The organism is Chromobacterium alticapitis (assembly GCF_002924365.1).
Classification (GTDB): Bacteria; Pseudomonadota; Gammaproteobacteria; order Burkholderiales; family Chromobacteriaceae; genus Chromobacterium; species Chromobacterium alticapitis.
In genome coordinates this window covers 17868-37178 of record NZ_PQWB01000049.1, presented here as the reverse complement: position 1 = coordinate 37178, position 19311 = coordinate 17868, and the positions used below count along the sequence as shown (strand labels likewise).

The following is a 19311-nucleotide window of genomic DNA, read 5'->3' as shown; positions in this document are numbered from 1 at the left end:
CTGCAGACCGGCGCGGATGGCGCGCTCAGCGTCAACGGCCACCCGGTGCTGGGCGACGGCGGTCCGATTCGCCTGCCCGAGGGCTATCTCAAAGCCAGCATCGCCGCCGACGGCACGGTCTCGGTGCTGAATCCCGGCAACGCCGAGATGCAGCCGGTGGACAAGCTCAAGCTGGTCAAACCGGATGCGAGCGAGCTGGCCAAGAGCGCGGACGGCTTGATCGTGCCGCGCGCGAACGCGCCGTTCCCGGCGGACGGCACCGTGACGGTTCAGAGCGGCCACCTGGAGCGCAGCAATGTGTCTGCGGTGGAAGAGCTGGTGGCCACCATGACGCTCAACCGCAATTTTGAAATGCAGATGAAACTGTTCAGCGCCGCCAGCGACATGAACGAGGCGGGCAACCGTCTGGTGCGCGGCTGATAGGGGATATAGATGAATCCGGCACTGTGGATCAGCAAGACCGGCATTCAGGCGCAAGACGCGCGCCTGACCGCCATCGCCAACAATCTGGCCAACGTCAATACCACCGGCTTCAAGCGCGACCGCATGGTGTTCGAGGACATGTTCTACCAGGTGGACCGCCAGCCCGGCAGCAAGGTGGACGACAACAACACCTCGCCGTCCGGCGTGCAGCTGGGCAACGGCACGCGGCTGGTGGGCAGCCAGAAGGTGTTCACCGAGGGCAATCTCACCACCACCAGCCAGAGCCTGGACGTGGCCATCGTCGGCCAGGGGTTTTTGCAGGTGAAGATGGGCAATGGCGAAACCGGCTATACCCGCGCCGGCCAGTTGCAGCTGAATGCGGACGGCCTGCTGGTCAACGCCCAGGGCCTGCCCTTGCAGCCTGAAGTCAAGATTCCGGCCACCGCCACCAAGATTTCGATCAGCGAGACCGGCGCGGTGTCGGTGACTGAGGGCAGCAGCGCCACGCCCACCGATGTCGGCCAAATCACGCTGGCCAATTTCGTCAATCCCACCGGCCTGTTGGCGCTGGGCGACAACTTGTTCCAGGAAACCGCCGCCAGCGGCAACCCTACCACCGGCAATCCGGGCGCCGATGCGCTGGGCAAGCTGAAGCAAGGCAGCCTGGAAGGCTCCAATGTACAGGTGGTGGAAGAAATGGTGGACATGATAGCCGCGCAGCGCACCTATGAGATGAACACCAAGGTGCTGACTGCCGCCGACAATATGCTGCAGCAGCTGGGCCAGTCGGTGCGATGACCCCGATGCGCCTGTTCGCTCTCGCCGCCTTGCTGTTGGCCGGCTGCGCCCAGTTTCAGCCGGCGCCGCCGCCGCCCGACCCGCTGCCGCAGCTGACCCAGCAGCAGGCGCTGGCGCCGCGAGGCGGCGGCGTGTTCACGCCGGCAGGCGCCTTGTCGCTGACTTCGGACAATCGCGCCTTCCGCCCCGGCGACGTGCTGACCGTGGTGCTGGAGGAAACCACCCAGGCCAGCAAGCAGGCCGGCACCACCTTCGGCAAGCAGTCCGGCGCCAAGATAGGCCCGTCGCTGCTGGGCAACAGCACGTTCAATGTGCAGGCCGGCATAGACGCCAACCGCAGCTTCAACGGCTCCTCCACCTCCACCCAGCAGAACGCGCTGGCCGGCTCGCTGACCGTGGTGGTGCACAAAGTGCTGCCCAACGGTTTGTTGCAGGTGCAGGGCGAGAAGCAACTGACCCTGAACCAGGGCGAGGAAACGCTGAAGCTGGCCGGCTATGTGCGGATAGAGGACATAGACACCGACAACCGCGTTTCCTCGCTGCGCATCGCCAACGCCCGCATCGGCTATTCCGGCAGCGGCGCGCTGGCCGACGCCAACAACCCCGGGTGGCTGATGAAGTTTTTCGTCAGTCCGCTGATGCCGTTCTAGGGTGATCGATGGAATCCAGAATTTTGAAGCGCCTGTGCGCCGCCGCCATGCTGGCGGCGTTGTCGTTTGCCGCCGCCGCCCAGCCGCTGCGCCAGCTGGTCAACGTGGAAGGCATACGCGACAACCAGCTGATAGGTTACGGCATCGTCGTGGGCCTGGACGGCACCGGCGACAACTCGCAGGTGAAGTTCTCCGGCCAATCCGTGGCCAATATGCTGAAGCAGTTCGGCCTGAAAATGCCGGAAAAAACCGACACCCGCGTCAAGAACGTGGCGGCGGTGATGGTCAGCGCCAGCTTGCCGCCCGGCTATAGCCGCGGCCAGACCATAGACGTGACGGTATCGTCCCTGGGCGATGCCAAAAGCCTGCGCGGCGGCACTTTGCTGTTGACCCAGCTGAAGGCGGCCAATGGCGAGGTGTACGCGCTGGCCCAGGGCAATGTGGTGATAGGCGGGCTGTCCGCCCAAGGCAAGAGCGGCTCCAGCGTCACCGTCAACACGCCCACCGCCGGCCGCATCCCCAACGGCGCCAGCATCGAGCGCGAGATTCCCAGCGATTTCGAGCAGGGCGACTCGGTGCGGCTCAGCCTGCGCCGACCCAGTTTCGAAACCGCCACCAATGTGGTGAAGGCGATCAACCGCAGTTACGGCAAGATCGCCGGCACCCGCAACGCCACCACCATAGAAGTGAAGGCGCCGCTGGACCCGACCGAGCGCGTGGCTTTCGTGGCGCGGCTGGAGAAGCTCAATGTGGACACCGGGCCGGACATTCCGCGCGTGGTGTTCAACTCGCGCACCGGCACCGTGGTGATCAGCGAGGGCGTCACCGTGCGCGCGGCGGCGGTGTCGCACGGCAGCCTGCGGGTGGTGATTTCCGAAACCTCCCAGGTCAGCCAGCCGGGGCCGTTCAGCAATGGCACCACCCAGGTGGTGCCCAATTCCAATGTGGACGTGCAGCAGGGCAAGGGCCAGATGTTCAAGTGGCCGGCCGGGGCCAGCCTGCGCGCCATCATAGACGCGGTCAACCGCACCGGCGCCACGCCGGACGACGTGATGGCCATCCTGCAGGCCTTGGACCAGGCCGGGGCGATTGATGGCGAGCTGATCGTCATTTAAGGAGAGGCGCATGCTGAACAACGATTTGCAGAATCCGTCCGCCGGAGCCGGCGGCGAGCAGCCGGTGGCGGCGGCCAGCCCGGAATACCGCAAGAAGGCGGGCAAGGCCGCGGAAATGTTCGAGGCGCAGTTCGTGCGCGAAATGTTCAAGCAGATGCGCAAGGCCACCCAGGAAGTGGCCGGCGCGGACGGCGGTTCCTCCTCCTCGGTCAACGGCGATATGCAGGACATCGCCTACGGCGCTCTGGCCGATCAACTGGCCGGACGCCGCGCTTTCGGCATCGCCAACCTGATTTTGTCTCAGCTCTTGCCGGCGGATGGGAATATTCCCGTTAAGAACGCGGACGAGGCCGTCGCCCGTTTGCAGCAGGGGCGCGACGCCGGCCAGGGATTGGCGGCCTTTTCCGCGCCGATGTTTCCCCTTTCCAAGTGATGATCGCCCACCATGCGCATGATCGATAACGCGCTGACCGGCGCGCAGGCCGCCCAGGTCGCGCTGAACACGGCCAGCCAGAACATCGCCAACCAGCAAACGCCCGGCTACACGCGCCAGGGCGTGGTGCTGGCCACGCAAACGCCGGGCGCCGGCGATCCGCTGAGCGCAGGCTACGGCGTGTCGGTGGCCAGCGTGCGCCGCTTCAGCGACGACTACCGCAATCTGCAGCAATGGCAGGCGGGCTCCAATGTCGGCTCGCTATCCGCCGCCCAGCCCTATTTCAGCCAGTTGGAGCAGGTGATGGGCAGCGATGGCAGCAGCCTGTCCACCGGTTTCGACAAATTTTTCGCCGCGCTGAACGCCGCCAGCCTGGACTCCAACACCATGCGCGACCAGGTGGTGCGCGAGGCGGGGTCGCTGGCGCAGCGCTTCAACAATCTGTATGGCGTGCTGACTTCGCAGCAGGCCGCCATCGGCGAGCAGCGCAACGCCACGCTGAGCCAGATCAACAGCGGCACGGCGAACCTGGCGGCCTTGAACGCCAAGCTGGTGGCGGCCCGCGCCCAGGGCATCAATACCTCGGGCCTGGAGGACGAGCGCGACCGGCAGATCGATGCGCTGGCTTCGTTGGTGGACGTGCGGGTGCTGGCCCAGCCTGACGGCGGCAAGTCGGTTTCGCTGACCAACGGCTTGCCGCTGGTATCCGGCGACGCCGCGGCCACGCTGTCCAGCGAGACCCAGCCCGATGGCAGCCAGCAGCTGAAGCTCGCCTTCGGCAGCGAGAAATACGCCATGCCGGGCGGCGATCTGGGCGGGCAGCTTGGCGGTCTCAACCAGTTTGAAACCCAGGTATTGCGCCCGGCGCAGGACCAGGTGCGCGCGCTGGCCGGCGAGCTGGCCGGCCGCGTCAATCAGCAACTGGCCCAGGGTTACGATATGAATGGCCAGCCGGGCAAGCCACTGTTCCAGTTCGATCCCGGCGCGGCCCACGGCCTGTTGCAAGCCACCGGCATCGGCCCGGCGGATCTCGGCTTCTCCGCCGATCCGGCCAAGCCCGGCAACAACGACAATCTGCAGCAGATCATCGCCATCAAGCAGCAGACCATCCCCTTGGCCGGCATCGGCAATGTGACGCTGGGCGACGCCTATTCGCAGATGATCGGCCACCTGGCCATCGCCAGCCAGCAGAACAAGGCAGGCCTGGATACCGCCAACGTGATCCGCGCCGAAGCGGAAAAAAACTGGCAGGGCACCTCAGGCGTCAACAGCAATGAAGAGGCGGTGAGCCTGATCGAATATCAGAAGATGTACCAGGCCAATATGAAAGTGATTTCGATAGCGAACCAGCTGTTCGAAAGCACGCTGGCCATCTTGTAAGGACGAGCATGCGCATCTCCAGCAATCAATACCAGTCCGTCGTGCTCCTGGCCATGCAGAACAGCAGCGCCGGCATGGCCGAGCTTCTGCAGAAGATGTCCAGCGGCAAGAGCATGCTGGCGCCATCGGAAAATCCCATCGCCAGCGTGCGCCTGCTGCGGCTGCAGCGCGAGGAAGCGTCGCTGTCGCAGTACCGCGACAATATCGGCGCCCTGAAATCCAAGCTGAGCCAGAACGAGTCTTTGCTGGACGGCATCGTCAGCGACCTGAACAATACGCGCGACATTCTGGTGGCGGCGGCCAACCAGCCGGCCCCCGAGGACCTGAAGGCGATGGCCGCCCCGCTGGCCAGCCTGCGCGACAGCCTATTGTTCGCCGCCAATACCAAGGACAGCGAGGGCCGCTATTTGTTTTCCGGCAGCGCCGTCAACAATGCATCGATCCAAGTCGATGCCAGCCAGCCGGTTGGCAACCGTTACAGTTTCAACGGCAATACCGATCGCCAGCAGGTGACGGTGGGCGAGGGCGTCACCCAGCCGTCCAACGTCACGCTGGAATCCATGCCGGCGCTGCTCAACCAGCTGGACAAGGCGATAGCCACGCTGCAAAGCCCGGCGCTGAACGGCAACGACCCGGCGGTGGGCGCCACGGTGCGCGCCACCATGGATAGCGTGGACAGCGCGCTGAGCAAGGTAAGCGGCAGCATTTCCGAATTGGGCGGCGCGCAAAACGTGCTGCAGACCCTGGACGGCAACCACAACAGTCTGAGCTTGGCCAACCAGCAGAGCATGCTGGAACTGGGCAGCCTGGACTATGGCACAGCTTTCATGAACATGAACCAGCTGTCCATGGCGCTGCAAGCCAGCCAGAAGGCCTACGGCAAAGTCAGCCAGCTGACCTTGTTTGATGCGATTTAAGCCATGTCAGCCACTTTAGGTTCCATCGGCCAGGCTCCGGGAGACAAACGCTGGGGCAAGGATGGCGCGGTGATCGCGCCGGCGGCGTCGCGCGGCGGCTCGGCCGCCCGCCCCGCGCTGGCCAGCGCCCGTCCGCAGCCCGCCGGCGCTTCCGGCTGGCGCTACAGCACGCAGCTGAACGAACAGCTGACCTCGGCGCAATGCGCGCAGGATTACGTCGACGACATGCTGAGCCAGCTGCAGTCGTTCAAGGACAGCCTCAGCCAGCAATTGACGCAGCGGCGACTGGACGTGGATGGCTTGAATGCCCAGCGCGACCAGCTGCAGCAATCCTGGCAACGCCGCCGCGACGACAGCGCCGGCAGCCTGGACAGCCGGCTGCGGCTGTCTTTGGGCGCGCCGTCGCGGCTGAATTTCAGCGCGCGCGGACTGGATTTGGATAATCTGACGTCGGGACAGCCGGAAACGCTGGTCTTCGCCGCGGCCGGCGGCGCGGCGTCGGCGGTGCAAGTCGGCGAGGGCGCGAGCCGCGACGATGTGCTGCGCGCGCTGAACCAGGCGCTGGGGCCGGCCGGCGCGCGTTGCGAGTTGGACGACAGCGGCCGGCTGGGCTTCAGTTGCAGCGAACAGGATTGGGCGCAGCTGCAGGGCTCGCTGACCGTGCGCGGCGGCGGCGTGCGCTTCCCTGGCGGCGTGCCGCAGCCATTGAGCCTGGAGCCGGAGGCGCCGGCAATGGACGCCTCGAGCTGGAGCATGGACGACCACGCCCAGGTGCGGCTCACGCTGCAGGACGTGCTGCGCGCGATCGCCCGGCTGCAGCAGACTCGCACGGCGATAGACAACGCCATCGCCGAGGCTAGGCAGTCCATCAGCCAGCTGTCGAACAGCGACGAGCAAAGCTGGGCCAGCGGCTTCGCCAGCGACTTCAACGCCAGGCTGAACCAAACGGCCGATTTCAATCATCTGCAGCAACTGGTGCCGGCCGTGTTGGGCATCAGCCGCTATCGCGTGCTGGCCCTGCTCTCGCTGAGGTGATCGCGCGAAATTCGTCCAACAGAAGGCCGCCTTGCAAGGGCGGCTTTTTCATGCCTTCTACATACCCTATTAACATGTCTGTGTCATGATCTGCGATTTTCCCGAGGAAGCTCCCCCATGTCTCCACGCTGCTTGCCGCTGGTCCTGATGCTGGCCGCGCCGCTGGCCCGCGCCGATTTTTCCATCCCCGGCTTCGAGCTGGTGCATACCGCGCCGCAGCATGCTCAGCTGGACACGCCTGACCTGCGTGATCCGGCGACCGTATGGAGCCAGATGTTCGACTCCGCCAAGCGCGAGATCGACCTGGAGCAGTTCTATGTGGCGGATCAGGCGGGCAGCAAGCTGGATGGCGTGATTGAACATCTGGAAGCCGCCGGCAAGCGCGGCGTGAAGATCCGCTTCCTGATGGAGAAGAAGGGCATGTTCGCCAGCGAGCCGGCCACCATAGAGCGGCTCAAGCGCATCCCCAATCTGCAATACCGCCAGCTGGACTACAACCAGCTGACCGGCAACGGCATCATCCACGCCAAGTTCATCGTGGCGGACGGCAAGACCGGCTATGTGGGCAGTCAGAACTTCGACTGGCGCTCGCTGCAGCACATCCATGAAACCGGCTTGAAGATAGACGACGCGGCGATGGCAGGCCGCTTGCAGGCCATTTTCGAGCAGGACTGGTCAGCCCAGGTCGCGCTGGCCGCCGGCGGCCAGGTGAAGCCTGCTCGCGCGGCGGAGCAGGCGGCCGATCTGTCTCAGCCCGCCGTGCTGTTGTCCAGCCCCAATGCCTACAACCCGGACGGCGTGGGCGATTCCGAACAGGCGCTGCCGCGCCTGATGGCCGAGGCCAAGCAGGAGGTACGCATCCAGTTGCTGGACTACGCGCCTTTGAACTATGGCAAGCCGCGCAGTTATTACCCGATGTTCGACAACGCCATCCGCGGGGCGTTGGCGCGCGGGGTCAAGGTCAAACTGATGGTGTCGGACTGGAATCTGGAAAAGCCGGGCATAGACTATCTGAAGAGCCTGACCGTGTTGCCGGGCATGGAGGTGCGCATCGTCACGATACCGCGCGACGGCGCCTGCATTCCGTTCGCCCGCGTCATCCACAGCAAGACCATGGAGATAGACGGCCAGATCGCCTGGGTGGGCACCAGCAATTGGAGCGGCGGCTATATGGACAAGTCGCGCAATGTCGAGGTGGTATTGCGCAACGCGGCGATGGCAGGGCGCATCGCCAAGCTGCACGAGCAAACCTGGTCTTCGCCTTACGCGGCGCCGCTTGAGGCATCCCGAGCCTACCAGGCGCCGGACAAGGCCTGCCGCCAGGCGGATTGAGACTCGCAGACCCGCCCGGAAGGGCGGGTCTTTTCGTATATACGTCAACATCTCATCCTTATTGCCAGTTTCTCGACTCCCCTGTCCGCCCTTTGTTGTGAAATGCGTTTAGCATAATTTGCCGGGAAGGATGCGCCGCCCGGCCATTCACAAGAGGAGAGCCTGACGATGTGCGGAATTGCAGGGTGGGTAAGCTTCGAGCGCGATCTGCGCGAGCAGCGCGGGATTGTTGAGGCGATGACGGAAACGATGGCCCGGCGCGGGCCGGATGCCGGGGGACTATGGCTGGACCGCCGCGCCGCGCTGGGCCATCGCCGCTTGTCCATCATCGATCTGGAAGGCGGCCGCCAGCCCATGCTGGCGGAGCAGGATGGCCGGACTTTGGCTTGCCTGGTCTATACCGGCGAAGTGTACAACTTCCGCGAGCTGCGGGAGGCGTTGCAAGGCCTGGGCCAGGTCTTCCGCACCCGCAGCGACACCGAAGTGGCGTTGCGCGCCTATCTGCAGTGGGGCGAGGCGATGGTGGACAGGCTGAACGGCATGTACGCTTTCGCGCTGTGGGACGCGCGCGAGGAGAAGCTGCTGCTGGTGCGCGACCGCATGGGGGTGAAGCCGCTGTATTACTACCCGCTGCCGGACGGCGTACTGTTCGGCTCCGAACCCAAGGCCATCCTGGCCCATCCCGAGGCGAAGCGCCGCGTCGCCGCCGATGGCCTGCGCGAGCTGCTGGACCTGGTGAAAACGCCGGAGGCCGCTGTGTTCGCCGGCATGCATGAGGTGCGGCCGGGACAGATGGTGACGGTGGATAGACGCGGCCTGCGCAAGCATCGCTACTGGCAGTTGGAAGCGCGCGAGCATGCGGACGACCTGCCCGCCACCATCCGAACCGTGCGCGAGTTGCTGGATGACATCGTAGAACGCCAGATCGTTGCCGATGTGCCGCTGTGCACGCTGTTGTCCGGCGGGTTGGACTCATCTGCCATCACCGCACTGGCCGCGCGCGGCATGGCGCGGCAGGGCAGGGGCGCGGTGCGCTCGTTCTCGGTGGACTTCGCCCAGCACGGCGCAGCCTTCGAGGCAGACCATCTGCGCGGTTCGCCGGACGCGCCTTTCGTGCGGGACCTGGCCGCCCACGCCGGCACCGACCATAGCGAAATCCTGCTGCAAAGCCGCGATCTGGCCGATCCGGCGCTGCGCGCCGCGGTGCTGGGCGCGCAGGACCTGCCCCCGGCCTATTGGGGCGACATGCTGCCTTCCTTGTACAAGTTGTTCGAAGCCATACGCGGCCAGTCCACGGTGGCCTTGTCCGGCGAGTCGGCCGACGAGGTGTTCGGCGGCTATCGCTGGTTCCATGACGAATCCGCCGTCGCCGCCGACACTTTTCCGTGGCTGGCAGGCGCCACGGGCTCCTTCTTCGACGGCCAGTCGCTGCTTAAGCCGGATTTGCTGCGCAGCCTGGACATGAGCGGCTTCCGCCGCGACAGCTATGCCCAGGCCTTGGCCGAGGCGCCCAGGCTGGCGTCGGATTCGCCCAAGGAGAGGCGCATGCGCGAGATCAGTCATATGCATCTGACGCGCTTCGTGCAGGCTTTGCTGGATCGCAAGGACCGGATGAGCATGGCGGTGGGGCTGGAAGTGCGCGTGCCGTTCTGCGATCACCGGCTGGTGGAATACGTGTTCAATGCGCCGTGGAGCATGAAGAACTTCGACGGCCGGGAAAAGAGCCTGTTGCGCGCGGCCTGCCGCGATGTGCTGCCGGACTCCATCGTCCAGCGCGTCAAGAGCCCGTATCCCGCGACGCAAGACCCGGCTTACGAGAAGGCTCTGCGCGAGGGGCTGATGCGCGTGCTGGATGACTCCCGCTCCCCGGTCTTGCCCTTGCTGGACAAGACGGCGGCCTGGAAGCTGTTGGACCGGCCATTCGGCAAGACCAGCACCTCGCCGGAGCGCGCCGGCCTGGAAATGGCGCTGGGACTGGATGAATGGCTGCGCCATCACCAGGCGGCGCTGGATCTGTAAGCCGGCTCAGCGGGGCGGCCGCACCGGCCGTCCCGCCAGCGGCGTGGACAGGATGATGGAGGTGCGCGTTTCGCCCAGATCGTTCAACTGCGCCACCAGCATCTCCAGATGCGACACGTCGCGCGCCAAAAGCCGGAACACGTAGGAGTCGACGCCGGTCACGTGGTGGCATTCCATCACTTCCGGCATGGCCTCCAACCGAGCAAGCAAGGTCTTTTTGTCCGGCTGCGGCACGGTGATGCCCACCAGCGCGGACAGCGCGTAGCCGGCACGCAGCGGCGCCACCCGCGCATGGTAGCCCTGGATCACGCCGGCTTCCTCCAGCCGCTTCACCCGCTCTGACACCGCAGGCACGGACAGGCCCACAGCCTGCGCAAGCTCGGTCAGCGATTGCCGGGCATTGGCCTGCAGAGCGGTCAATATCGACCAAGACTTGGCATCCACTTCCATTCGTAAACTCCCCTATTCATTTGCCTGATATTTTGAAGGTTAGCATGGCTGCCTGCCGAAAAAGCGCCATGTGCCGGACGGCATGGCGCTGGCAGACTGTAGCCATTGAGATTCGGGAGACGCGCCATGTTCTGGCAGGCCGTGGGCATAGGGTTGGCGATTGCGGCGCCGGTGGGGCCGATAGGTTTGCTGTGCATCAGCCGCACTCTGCGCGGGGGCTCGCGGCTGGGTTTGGCCACTGGCCTGGGCGCGGCCAGCGCCGACGGCATGTATGCATTGGCTGGCGTGCTGGGCGGCGGCCTGGCGATGCAATGGGCCGGCGCGCTGGCCCAGCCGATGGCCTGGGCCGGCTGCTTGTTGTTGGCCTGGCTGGGCATGACGACGCTGCGTAAGCCGGCGGGTGTCGGGCGGGAAGATGGCGAGCGGCGGCTGGGGCGGGCCTATCTCGGCACCCTGGCGCTGACCTTGAGCAATCCTATGACCATATTGTCCTTCGCCGCGGTGGCGGCCGGCTTGTCCGGCGGCGCGCCCGCCAGCCTGGGGAAGCAGGTGGAGATCGTCGGCGGGGTGTTCTGCGGCTCGGCGCTGTGGTGGCTTGCGTTGTCCTATGGCGGCGGCGCGCTGCTGGCGCGCTTGGGGCCGGCCGGGCGGCGCGGCCTGGATATCGTTTGCGGCGGGGTCTTGCTCGGCTTCGCCGTCATGCTGGCCTGGCGCGCGGCGGGGCTATCCGCGTGAAAAAGGCCCGGCGGAGCCGGGCCTTGCTGGAGAGCGCGGAGGCGGCGCTTACAGCTTGAAGTGGCCCACCAGGCGTTCCAGCTCGCCGGATAGTTCGCGCAGCCTGCCCACCGCGTCGCTGACTTCGCGCACGGTCTGGTTGTTGCTCTGCGCCATGCCGCTGATGCGCTCCACGTTCTGGGCGATTTCCTGGCTGGCGCTGGATTGCTGGCGCGTGGCGGCGGCGATGTCGACTATGCTGACCACCAGCTGGCGATTGTAGTCCTGCACTTCGCGCATGGACTGGTTGGCTTCTTCGGCGATGCCTACGCTGAGGATCACCTGCTGCCGGCTGTTCTGCACGTCGCCTACTGCTTGTTTCGTCTCGCTGCCTATGGCTTCGACGATGCGCGTGATCTTTACTGTGGCTTCGGCGGTGCGGCCGGCCAGATTGCGCACTTCGTCGGCCACTACGGCGAAGCCGCGGCCCATCTCGCCGGCGCGCGCCGCTTCGATGGCTGCGTTCAGCGCCAATAGATTGGTCTGATCGGCGATGTCCTTGATCACGCCGACTATGGTGGTGACTTCGTTCGAACGTTCGCCCAGGCCGTTCATGCGGTCCGCCAGCGCGTGCATGGTGTCGGTCATGCGCTGGATTTCGCTGGTGACGCGATTGACCTTGTCCACGCTTTGCTCGGTCAGCGTGCCGGTTTCGCGGGCGATGCCGTCGGCCTGCTGGGCGGTGTTGGCGATGTGCTGGGCGCCGACGGTGACCTGCTGCACGCTGGCGGCGCTGGCCGAGGCCGCGTCGGACTGCTGAGTAGAGGCATCGTGCACTTGGCTGGCCGACTGGCTGAGCCGGGCCGCCGCATCCGATACCTGGCGGCTTTGCTCGCGGACTTGAGCGAACATGTCGCGCAGGCTGTCCAGGAAGCGGTTGAAGGCATGGGCGGTGCGGCCTATCTCGTCGTGGTTGGCGATGGCGATGCGCGCGGTCAGGTCGCCGCCGCCGTTGGCCAGTTGTTCCATCGTTTCCGCCAGCCGGATCAGCGGCTGGGTCAGCGCGCGTATCACCACGGTGAGCAGCAGCAGGATCAGCGCCAGCGCCACCACGCCTATGGTGATGGCGGCGTACATTTCGCGCCGCGCATCGGCGGTAATGGCGGCGGTGGGAATGCTGACGCCCAGCGTCCAGAACTGGCCGGTGTCGCCTATGCGTATAGGATGGAAGAAGTGGGTGAAACCGGCGTCTTCGTAGACGAAGTCCTGGCCTTTCTTGATGTCGGCCAGATGGGAGAACAGCGCGTCATCCTTGGCTATGGTCTTGCCCAGCAGCTCGGCTTGCGGATGGACGACGTAGGCGCCACCCTCGGACGCGATGCGGATATAACCTGTCTCGCGCGGGTGGATCTGGCCGAAGCGCTTTTGCAATTGGTCCAGCGCCACGTCGGTGGCCGATACGCCGGCCATCTTGCCGGCGGCGTTCTTCATCACCACGGCCAGCGAGCTTTCCAGCACCTTCTTGCCCTGCACCTCGTAGGGATAGGGTTCGGTGATGGTGTCGCGGCCGCGCTGTTTGGGCACATAGTAGAAATCGCCCCAGCCCGGCTTTTCATAGTCCGGTTGATAGGTTTCCGGATGTTCCTTGAACTTGGGAAAGTCTTTGACGCGGTCGGTGGACATCATGACGTCCATCTGCGCCTTGCCCTGAGCGTTGCGCGTGATGTAGGGCTCATAGCGGCCGGAGGGATCGTGGCGAGGCCAGTCCAGGCGGAAAGCATTGTCGTCGCCGTCGAAGGCATTGGGTTCCCACAGCATCCACAGGCCTATGGATTGAGGGGCGTTGTCCAGCATCTGCATGATGATGGCGTCGGTCTGCTTGCGGTCCGGCTTGCCGCCGCGGCGCACGCCTTCCACCGTGTCGGCCAGGTGGCGCGGCAGCTGGAAGCTTTGGTCAAAGGCGCTTTCCGCGTCCTTGGCGTAGCTGGCGGCTTGCTCCGAGGCCAGCTGGTAGCCGCTGTCTATCGCCGCGTTGTAATTCAGTCTGGCGATCAGGCCTATCATGACGGCGAAGGCTATCGTGATGGCGGCTGCCGCGACCAGGATGATGCGGATGCCCAGGTGGCCCCATTTGGCTTGCGTTTGACTCATGAGCTTTACCTGCGAAACAACGTGTTGTCGGGGTACGGCGGCAATACGGCTAAGTAGAAGTTCTTATCCGATTCGAATATACCGTTATCTTGATTTTGCAGGCAATACCCCTGGCGATGGGATGGGATGGGGGTGTGTTAAGGAGTTTGCCGCTGAGAACGGGGCATCAGCTGTTTTTGGCGGCGATCTGCGCGGCAGGCAGGCATTGCGCCAGCAGCTTTTGCAGTTGTCCGAAATTGAACGGTTTCTCCAGCTTGCCGGCCAGCAGGGCATGGCGCGGGTCGTTGAATTCCTGCTTGAACGCGGTCATGCCTATGACCGGTGTTTGGAGATTGGCCGATGCCCGGCGGGCAGCCTCCGCCACCTCGTAGCCGCTGGCGTTGCCCACCTGCAGGTCCAGCAGCAGCAACTGGTAGCGATCGGCTAGCACGAGTTCTATGGCGGCAGGCACGGTGGAGACGGTGTCCACCAGATAGCCCTTGGCCTCCAGCAAGGCGTGATAGGACTCGCGGATGTGATCGTCGTCATCCAGCAACAGGATGCGGCCTTGAGGCGGCTCGCCGGACTCGGAGGCGGCTTGGCCGCCCGTTTGCTGGACGGGCAGCAGCAGGCGGAAGCAGGATCCGGAGCCGACTTCGGTCGAAACCTGGATCTTGCCGCCGAACAGCATGACCAGCTCGTGAACGATGGCGAGGCCCAGACCGCTGCTGCCGGGGCGGCGCGACTTGCCGCGGGCGAAGGGGCGGAACAGTTGGGCCTTGATGTCGTCGGGGATGCCGACGCCGGTGTCCTGCACCATGACGAGCAACTGCCTGTCCTGCAGGCGCAGGATCAGTTCGATGCGGCCGTGGTCGGTGTAACGGATGGCGTTGGACAGCAGGTTCCACACGATCTGGCGCAGCCGGTGGCCATCCAGCCATAGCGGCGGCATGGCGGGGCAGTCTATGAGCAGCGCCAGGCCCTTGGCCTCGGCATTGCCGCGGTGCGCCAGTTCTATCGTGGCGATCAGCGCGGCGATGTCGGTCGGCGCCGGCTCCAGCGTCAACTGGTGATTCTTCAGCGCGGAGACGTCCATGATGTCCCGCACCTGTTCCAGCAGATGCTCCGTGCTGTGTTTCAGCCGCGCCAGATAGCCGTAGCCGGCGGAATCGCGTTGCACGCTGTACTCCAGCAGCTCCACGCAGGTTTGTATGCTTTGCAGCGGCGAGCGGATTTCATGGCTGATGGTGGCGAGAAAGGTGTCGCGCGCCAGCTCGCTTTGCACCAGCGCGGCGCGGGCGGCTTGCTCCCGCTCCAATATCTGCTGCTGTTGCGAGGCTTGGCGTTTGACCTTGCCGAAACGGTGCATCACCACCCAGAACAGACAGAGAAAGCCCAGCCAGCACATCAGGCCCAGCAAATACAGGGTTTGGTGCTTTTCCATCAACCGCAGCTGCTGCACCATTTCGCTGTTTTCCCGCTGGCGGGCGCCCACGGCGAAATCGGCCAGTTGGGGGCGCAGCCGCGCCAGATCGCTCGATAATCGCTGCGTATCCTGTTGGCTCCATTCGCGCGGCGGCTGTTCGAACACTTCGGCCAGGGCGGCGCTCAGCGCCGCGAAGCCCTCGACCTGGGCCAGCACGTCATGGGCGGCGGAGGGGCGCGAATACATGCGGTACTTGCTGACGGCGATGGCATAGCTGCGCTCCACGTCCGGCAGGCCGGCCTGGCCGGCGCGGTAGCGCCAGGCGTCCAGCTCCACCCGGTTCAGCGACAGCTGCAGTTGCGCCACCATCCAGTACAAGTCGCTGGCCTTGTCCGGTATCGGCCGCTTGATCACCGACGAATACAAGGCGGCGGAAATCAGCAGCGTGGCGAAGAGCGACAGCGCGAGGAAGGCGCGGCCGTAGCCGATGATTTTGAGCGGCGCGAAGCGCCAGGTCCGGTTCATCGCACTTCCATCCGGGTGACCTGCCAGATCAGTTTGGAGGAAAAGTTGCCGCTGGTTTCCGCCTGCGACATGGCCGGCAGCGGGTACATCACCCAGAACGGGCCGTAATTCTCGAGCTGGAGCGGCCGGCCGTTCCAGTGGCTGGCGAGGATGGCGTCGTAGCGCTTGAAGTCGGAAATGGGGATGGTGATGCTGTAGTCGTCGGCGCCGTAAATTTTGACGCTTGCGCCTTTGGCGCCGGCTTTGGCCAGCACGTCGCGCAGCAGCGGCCCGCGGAAAGTGCCCTTGGGCGTCCAGTCGGTTGTCGTGCTGATCTCGCGCTGCGGCAGGCGGGACAGGGCGTCCAGGCTGAAGACATAGCTATTGTCGCGCGGATGGGTGAAATGGGCGATGTCGCCGCTGATCGCCAGGCTCGCGGCGAGGCCGCATGGCGAGGCGATGGCCAGCCATGCCGACAGCAGGGTGGCGGCCAGGCCGGAGCAGGCGCCGGGGCGGCGCGGTCGGTGACAGGCGGAATGGTGATCCATGGATGCGAGCTGGCTGGTGGACGAAGCGCGCGGATTGGCTTGGGCATCCGTCGTGCATTTTCGAATCATATTATGCCAATGTCGATTTCATAGGCAATGAAAATATGTCTATAGCCTTGCCTGGCCTATTACAAAGGCCAGGCCATCCAAGGCGTCCCGTCCGCTTCAGGCGCCTTGCATCTCGCCGGGGTCGCCCACGATCAGCGAGTCCGGCGCATGCGCTACCCGCGCGTCCTTGCCGGGGTAATCCAGCCTGGCCAGAAAGTGGCGGATGCAATTGAGGCGGGCGCGCTTCTTGTCGTCGGACTTGATCACGGTCCATGGCGCGTCGCCGGTATGGGTGTGGAAGAACATCGCCTGCTTGGCTGCGGTGTAGTCGTCCCATTTGTCCAGCGACTGTATGTCTATGGGCGACAGCTTCCAGTGCTTCAGCGGGTCGTCGCGGCGTGAGATGAAGCGGCGCAACTGCTCTTCGCGGCTGACTGAAAACCAGTACTTGAACAGCTTGATGCCGCTGTTGACCAGCATGCGCTCCAGTTGAGGAGCCTGGCGCATGAATTCCAGATATTCCAGCGGCGAGCAGAAACCCATCACGCGCTCCACGCCGGCGCGGTTGTACCAGGAGCGGTCGAAGAACACGATCTCGCCGGCGCTGGGCAGGTGGGCGATGTAGCGCTGGAAATACCATTGGCTGCGCTCCAGCTCGCTGGGTTTTTCCAGCGCCACCACGCGCGCGCCGCGCGGGTTCAGGTGCTCCATATAGCGTTTGATGGCGCCGCCCTTGCCGGCCGCGTCTCGCCCTTCGAACAGGATGACGATTTTCTGTCCGCTTTCCTTGACCCAGCTCTGCACTTTCAGCAGTTCGATCTGCAGCTCCTGTTTCAGGCGCTCGTATTCGGTTCGGCGCATCCGCGCATGGTAGGGGTAGGAGGCGGGCAGCTCGGCGGTGGCGCTGTCTTCCTCGCTGCCGGGCGGCGCCAGCGCCACTTGACGGGCCATGGGCTGTTGGCTGGTTTCCTCGATGATGTGCACGGACTCCTCGTGCGCGCGCTCGACATTGCGCTGGCGGGCCGTCTGCCGGCGCTTGGGCGCGGCTGGAACTGAGGGTTCCGCTTCTTGGGTCGGGGTTTCCTTGTCTTGGTCTTGCGTCATCTGCTGGCCTTTCGCATGGTGGGCGCTGGGTTTCATCGTAAGCGGCCGGCACCGGCCAGTCGATGTCCTGGATCAACTGTTTGTCATGCTGCTCGCGCCAAAATGGCGCCGTTCGCGCCGCCATGGCGCGTCTCGTCGCAGATCGAAGCGAGCGGCTGCCGCGGTGTTTAGAGTGCCGTCATCGCCCATCACCAGGAGAGTCAAGATGTGGACAGTAGAGATGCATGGCGTCTGCAAGCACTATCTGTTGGACCAAGTCACGGTGCCGGCCTTGCAGGATGTGGAATTGTCCATCCGGCCCGGCGGCTTCACCGTGCTGGCCGGCCCTTCCGGCAGCGGCAAGACCACGCTGCTTAACCTGATAGGCGGAGTGGACCGGCCGGGCGGCGGCGCCATCGCGGTGGCCGGGCAGGATATCGTCCATTTGAATGACGACGCGCTCAGCGATTTCCGCGCCCGCCATATCGGCTTCATTTTTCAGAACTTCAATTTGCTGCCGGTATTGTCGGCCTACGAGAACGTGGAGTATCCGCTGCTGCTGAACCGGGTGCCGGCGGCGGAGCGCAAGGGCAGGGTGATGGAGCTGCTCGACGCCGTGGGCTTGGCCGACAAGGCGCGCAACCGCCCAGGCCAGCTGTCTGGCGGCCAGCGCCAGCGCGTGGCGATCGCCCGCGCCCTGGCGCATCGGCCCTCGCTGGTGTTGGCGGACGAGCCGACGGCCAATCTGGACAGCCAGACCGGCGCCGCCATTCTGGACCTGCTGCGCGATTTGCAGCGCCAGTATCAGCTGACCGTGGTGTTTTCTTCGCATGATCCGCAGGTGATCGCCGCCGCGGATGATCGCTACCTGGTGCGCGACGGCCGCGTCAGCCGTCCCCAACCGCAAGCCGAAAAGGAAATGGCATGAATACCGTGAAACTGGCCTGGCGCAATCTCTTGCGCAACCGCCGCCGCACGCTGGCCACCCTGGGCACCATGGTGGCGGGCGTGGTGGCCCTGCTGCTGTTCGGCGGCTACAACCGCACCGTGCAGTACGGTTTGCAAACCGGCTTCGTGCGCGGCGTGGGCCATCTGCAGATCCAGCAGAAGGACTTTTTCGAGTACGGCAGCGGCAATCCGGCGGCCTATGGCATACGCGACTACCAGCGCGTGATCCGCGTGGTCGAGAACGACCCGATGCTCAAACCCATGTTGCTGGTGGCCACGCCCACGCTGTCGCTGGGCGGCATCGCCGGCCACTACGCCGCCGGCGCCTCGCGCACTGTGTTCGCCCAGGGCAGCGAGGTGGATGGGCAGAACCGCATGCGGCAGTGGGACGACTACCATTTCGGCGTCCCGGCCAAGCCGGCGGCGCTGACCGGCAGCGCGCCCAATGCGGCGGTGATAGGCAAGGGCCTGGCGCGGGTGCTGCAACTGTGCGACGCGCTGAAAGTGGAGCATTGTTCGCCGCCGCCGAAGCAAGACAAGGGCGGCGAAAGCATGCCGGCCGACCTGGCCGCGCTGTCCGCCGCCGCGCCGCAACCCGAGCCCGACGGCGGCATCGAGCTGTTGGCCGCCACTGCCAGCGGCGCGCCCAATGTGGCTAGGCTGCAGGTGGTGAAGGCGCAGAGCATGGGGGTGAAGGAGCTGGACGATATGTACATCAGCCTGCACCTGGCTCAGGCGCAGCGGCTGGTGTACGGCGCCGACGAGCCGCGCGTCACCGCCATCGAGCTGCAATTGCGCCACACCGCGCAGATTCCGGCCGCCCGCGCCCGGCTGGCCCAGCTGTTCGCAGCGGCGTTGAAGGACCAGCCTTTGGCCGTGCATGACTTCACCGAGCTGCAGCCGCAATACGGCCAGATCACCGGCATGTTCGGCACCATCTTCGGCTTCCTGTCCATCCTGATAGGCTGCGTGTCGCTGTTCACCATCGCCAACACCATGAATATGGTGGTGATGGAGCGCACGGTGGAGATAGGCACGCTGCGCGCCATGGGCCTGCGCCGCGGCGGCATCCAGCGCCTGTTCCTGTGCGAGGGCGTGATGCTGGGCGGCCTGGGCAGCGTCTGCGGCATTGCGCTGTCCCTGCTGCTGGCAGCGCTGATCAACCACGCCGGGCTGACCTGGCTGCCGCCGGGTCAGGTGGATCCATCGCCCATCTATGTGAGGCTGTGGGGCGAGAGCGGCATGATGCTGGCCACCGCGCTGGGCTTGATGCTGATGGCCATGTTGTCCGCCTGGTGGCCGGCCCGCCGCGCCGCCCGCGCCGTGATCGTGGACGCGCTGCGCCACGCCTGAGGAGA

The 19311-nt window shown here is 65.2% G+C and carries 18 protein-coding genes; 13 read left to right on the top strand and 5 right to left on the bottom strand.

Features of this window, described 5'->3' with window-relative positions:
• The 10 genes from C2I19_RS22495 to asnB all read left to right on the top strand — a co-directional run.
• On the top strand, nt 1-420 hold a 420-nt coding region (locus C2I19_RS22495), incomplete at its 5' end, for a flagellar basal body rod C-terminal domain-containing protein (protein ID WP_304529150.1).
• Nucleotides 421-432: 12 nt separating this feature from the next.
• Nucleotides 433-1221: a flagellar basal-body rod protein FlgG gene (gene flgG / locus C2I19_RS12615; protein WP_103903049.1), complete on the top strand. Its 789-nt coding sequence runs from the start codon at nt 433-435 to the stop codon at nt 1219-1221.
• A gap of 5 nt (nt 1222-1226) precedes the next feature.
• The gene (gene flgH, locus C2I19_RS12610) at nt 1227-1871 is read left to right on the top strand and encodes a flagellar basal body L-ring protein FlgH (protein WP_233201180.1); all 645 of its coding nucleotides are present in this window, start codon (nt 1227-1229) and stop codon (nt 1869-1871) included.
• A gap of 8 nt (nt 1872-1879) precedes the next feature.
• Nucleotides 1880-2986, top strand: coding sequence for a flagellar basal body P-ring protein FlgI (locus C2I19_RS12605; RefSeq protein ID WP_103903047.1), 1107 nt, complete (start codon nt 1880-1882; stop codon nt 2984-2986).
• Between the two features lie 10 nt (nt 2987-2996).
• A complete protein-coding gene (locus tag C2I19_RS12600) occupies nt 2997-3419 on the top strand; it encodes a rod-binding protein (protein ID WP_103903046.1) in 423 nt (140 codons plus the stop codon).
• Between the two features lie 12 nt (nt 3420-3431).
• Nucleotides 3432-4799, top strand: coding sequence for a flagellar hook-associated protein FlgK (gene flgK, locus C2I19_RS12595; RefSeq protein ID WP_103903045.1), 1368 nt, complete (start codon nt 3432-3434; stop codon nt 4797-4799).
• A gap of 8 nt (nt 4800-4807) precedes the next feature.
• Nucleotides 4808-5716, top strand: a complete 909-nt coding sequence (gene flgL, locus C2I19_RS12590; protein WP_103903044.1) for a flagellar hook-associated protein FlgL — start codon at nt 4808-4810, stop codon at nt 5714-5716.
• Nucleotides 5717-5719: 3 nt separating this feature from the next.
• Nucleotides 5720-6751 (top strand): hypothetical protein, encoded by a 1032-nt coding sequence (locus C2I19_RS12585; RefSeq protein WP_103903043.1) that lies wholly within the window; start codon nt 5720-5722, stop codon nt 6749-6751.
• Between the two features lie 117 nt (nt 6752-6868).
• Nucleotides 6869-8083 (top strand): phospholipase D-like domain-containing protein, encoded by a 1215-nt coding sequence (locus C2I19_RS12580; protein WP_103903042.1) that lies wholly within the window; start codon nt 6869-6871, stop codon nt 8081-8083.
• A 168-nt stretch (nt 8084-8251) separates the two neighbouring features.
• Nucleotides 8252-10102 carry an asparagine synthase (glutamine-hydrolyzing) gene (asnB, locus tag C2I19_RS12575; RefSeq protein ID WP_103903041.1) on the top strand — a complete coding sequence of 617 codons (1851 nt, stop codon included), beginning with the start codon at nt 8252-8254 and terminating at the stop codon, nt 10100-10102.
• A 6-nt stretch (nt 10103-10108) separates the two neighbouring features.
• Here the strand turns inward: asnB and C2I19_RS12570 are convergent, their stop codons facing one another.
• Nucleotides 10109-10552: an Lrp/AsnC family transcriptional regulator gene (locus C2I19_RS12570; RefSeq protein WP_103903040.1), complete on the bottom strand. Its 444-nt coding sequence runs from the start codon at nt 10550-10552 to the stop codon at nt 10109-10111.
• A 126-nt stretch (nt 10553-10678) separates the two neighbouring features.
• Here C2I19_RS12570 and C2I19_RS12565 point away from each other — a divergent pair, with 126 nt between their 5' ends.
• On the top strand, nt 10679-11287 hold the full coding sequence (locus C2I19_RS12565; protein WP_103903039.1) for a LysE/ArgO family amino acid transporter: 609 nt from the start codon (nt 10679-10681) through the stop codon (nt 11285-11287).
• Between the two features lie 48 nt (nt 11288-11335).
• Here the strand turns inward: C2I19_RS12565 and C2I19_RS12560 are convergent, their stop codons facing one another.
• From C2I19_RS12560 to ppk2, 4 genes are all read right to left on the bottom strand, one after another.
• A complete protein-coding gene (locus tag C2I19_RS12560) occupies nt 11336-13417 on the bottom strand; it encodes a methyl-accepting chemotaxis protein (RefSeq protein ID WP_103903038.1) in 2082 nt (693 codons plus the stop codon).
• A gap of 166 nt (nt 13418-13583) precedes the next feature.
• A complete protein-coding gene (locus C2I19_RS12555; RefSeq protein WP_103903037.1) occupies nt 13584-15347 on the bottom strand; it encodes a hybrid sensor histidine kinase/response regulator in 1764 nt (587 codons plus the stop codon).
• A complete protein-coding gene (locus C2I19_RS12550) occupies nt 15344-15943 on the bottom strand; it encodes a putative pterin-binding protein (RefSeq protein ID WP_103903036.1) in 600 nt (199 codons plus the stop codon). Before C2I19_RS12550 ends, C2I19_RS12555 begins: the two co-directional genes overlap by 4 nt.
• 96 nt (nt 15944-16039) lie before the next feature.
• Entirely contained in the window at nt 16040-16873 is an 834-nt protein-coding gene (gene ppk2 / locus C2I19_RS12545) for a polyphosphate kinase 2 (protein WP_199181165.1), read from the bottom strand.
• A 358-nt stretch (nt 16874-17231) separates the two neighbouring features.
• Between ppk2 and C2I19_RS12540 the strand changes: the two genes are divergently transcribed.
• Both C2I19_RS12540 and C2I19_RS12535 read left to right on the top strand, forming a co-directional pair.
• Nucleotides 17232-17933 carry an ABC transporter ATP-binding protein gene (locus C2I19_RS12540; protein ID WP_103903034.1) on the top strand — a complete coding sequence of 234 codons (702 nt, stop codon included), beginning with the start codon at nt 17232-17234 and terminating at the stop codon, nt 17931-17933.
• Nucleotides 17930-19306, top strand: coding sequence for an ABC transporter permease (locus C2I19_RS12535; protein WP_103903033.1), 1377 nt, complete (start codon nt 17930-17932; stop codon nt 19304-19306). Before C2I19_RS12540 ends, C2I19_RS12535 begins: the two co-directional genes overlap by 4 nt.
• The last annotated feature ends 5 nt before the right edge of the window (nt 19307-19311 follow it).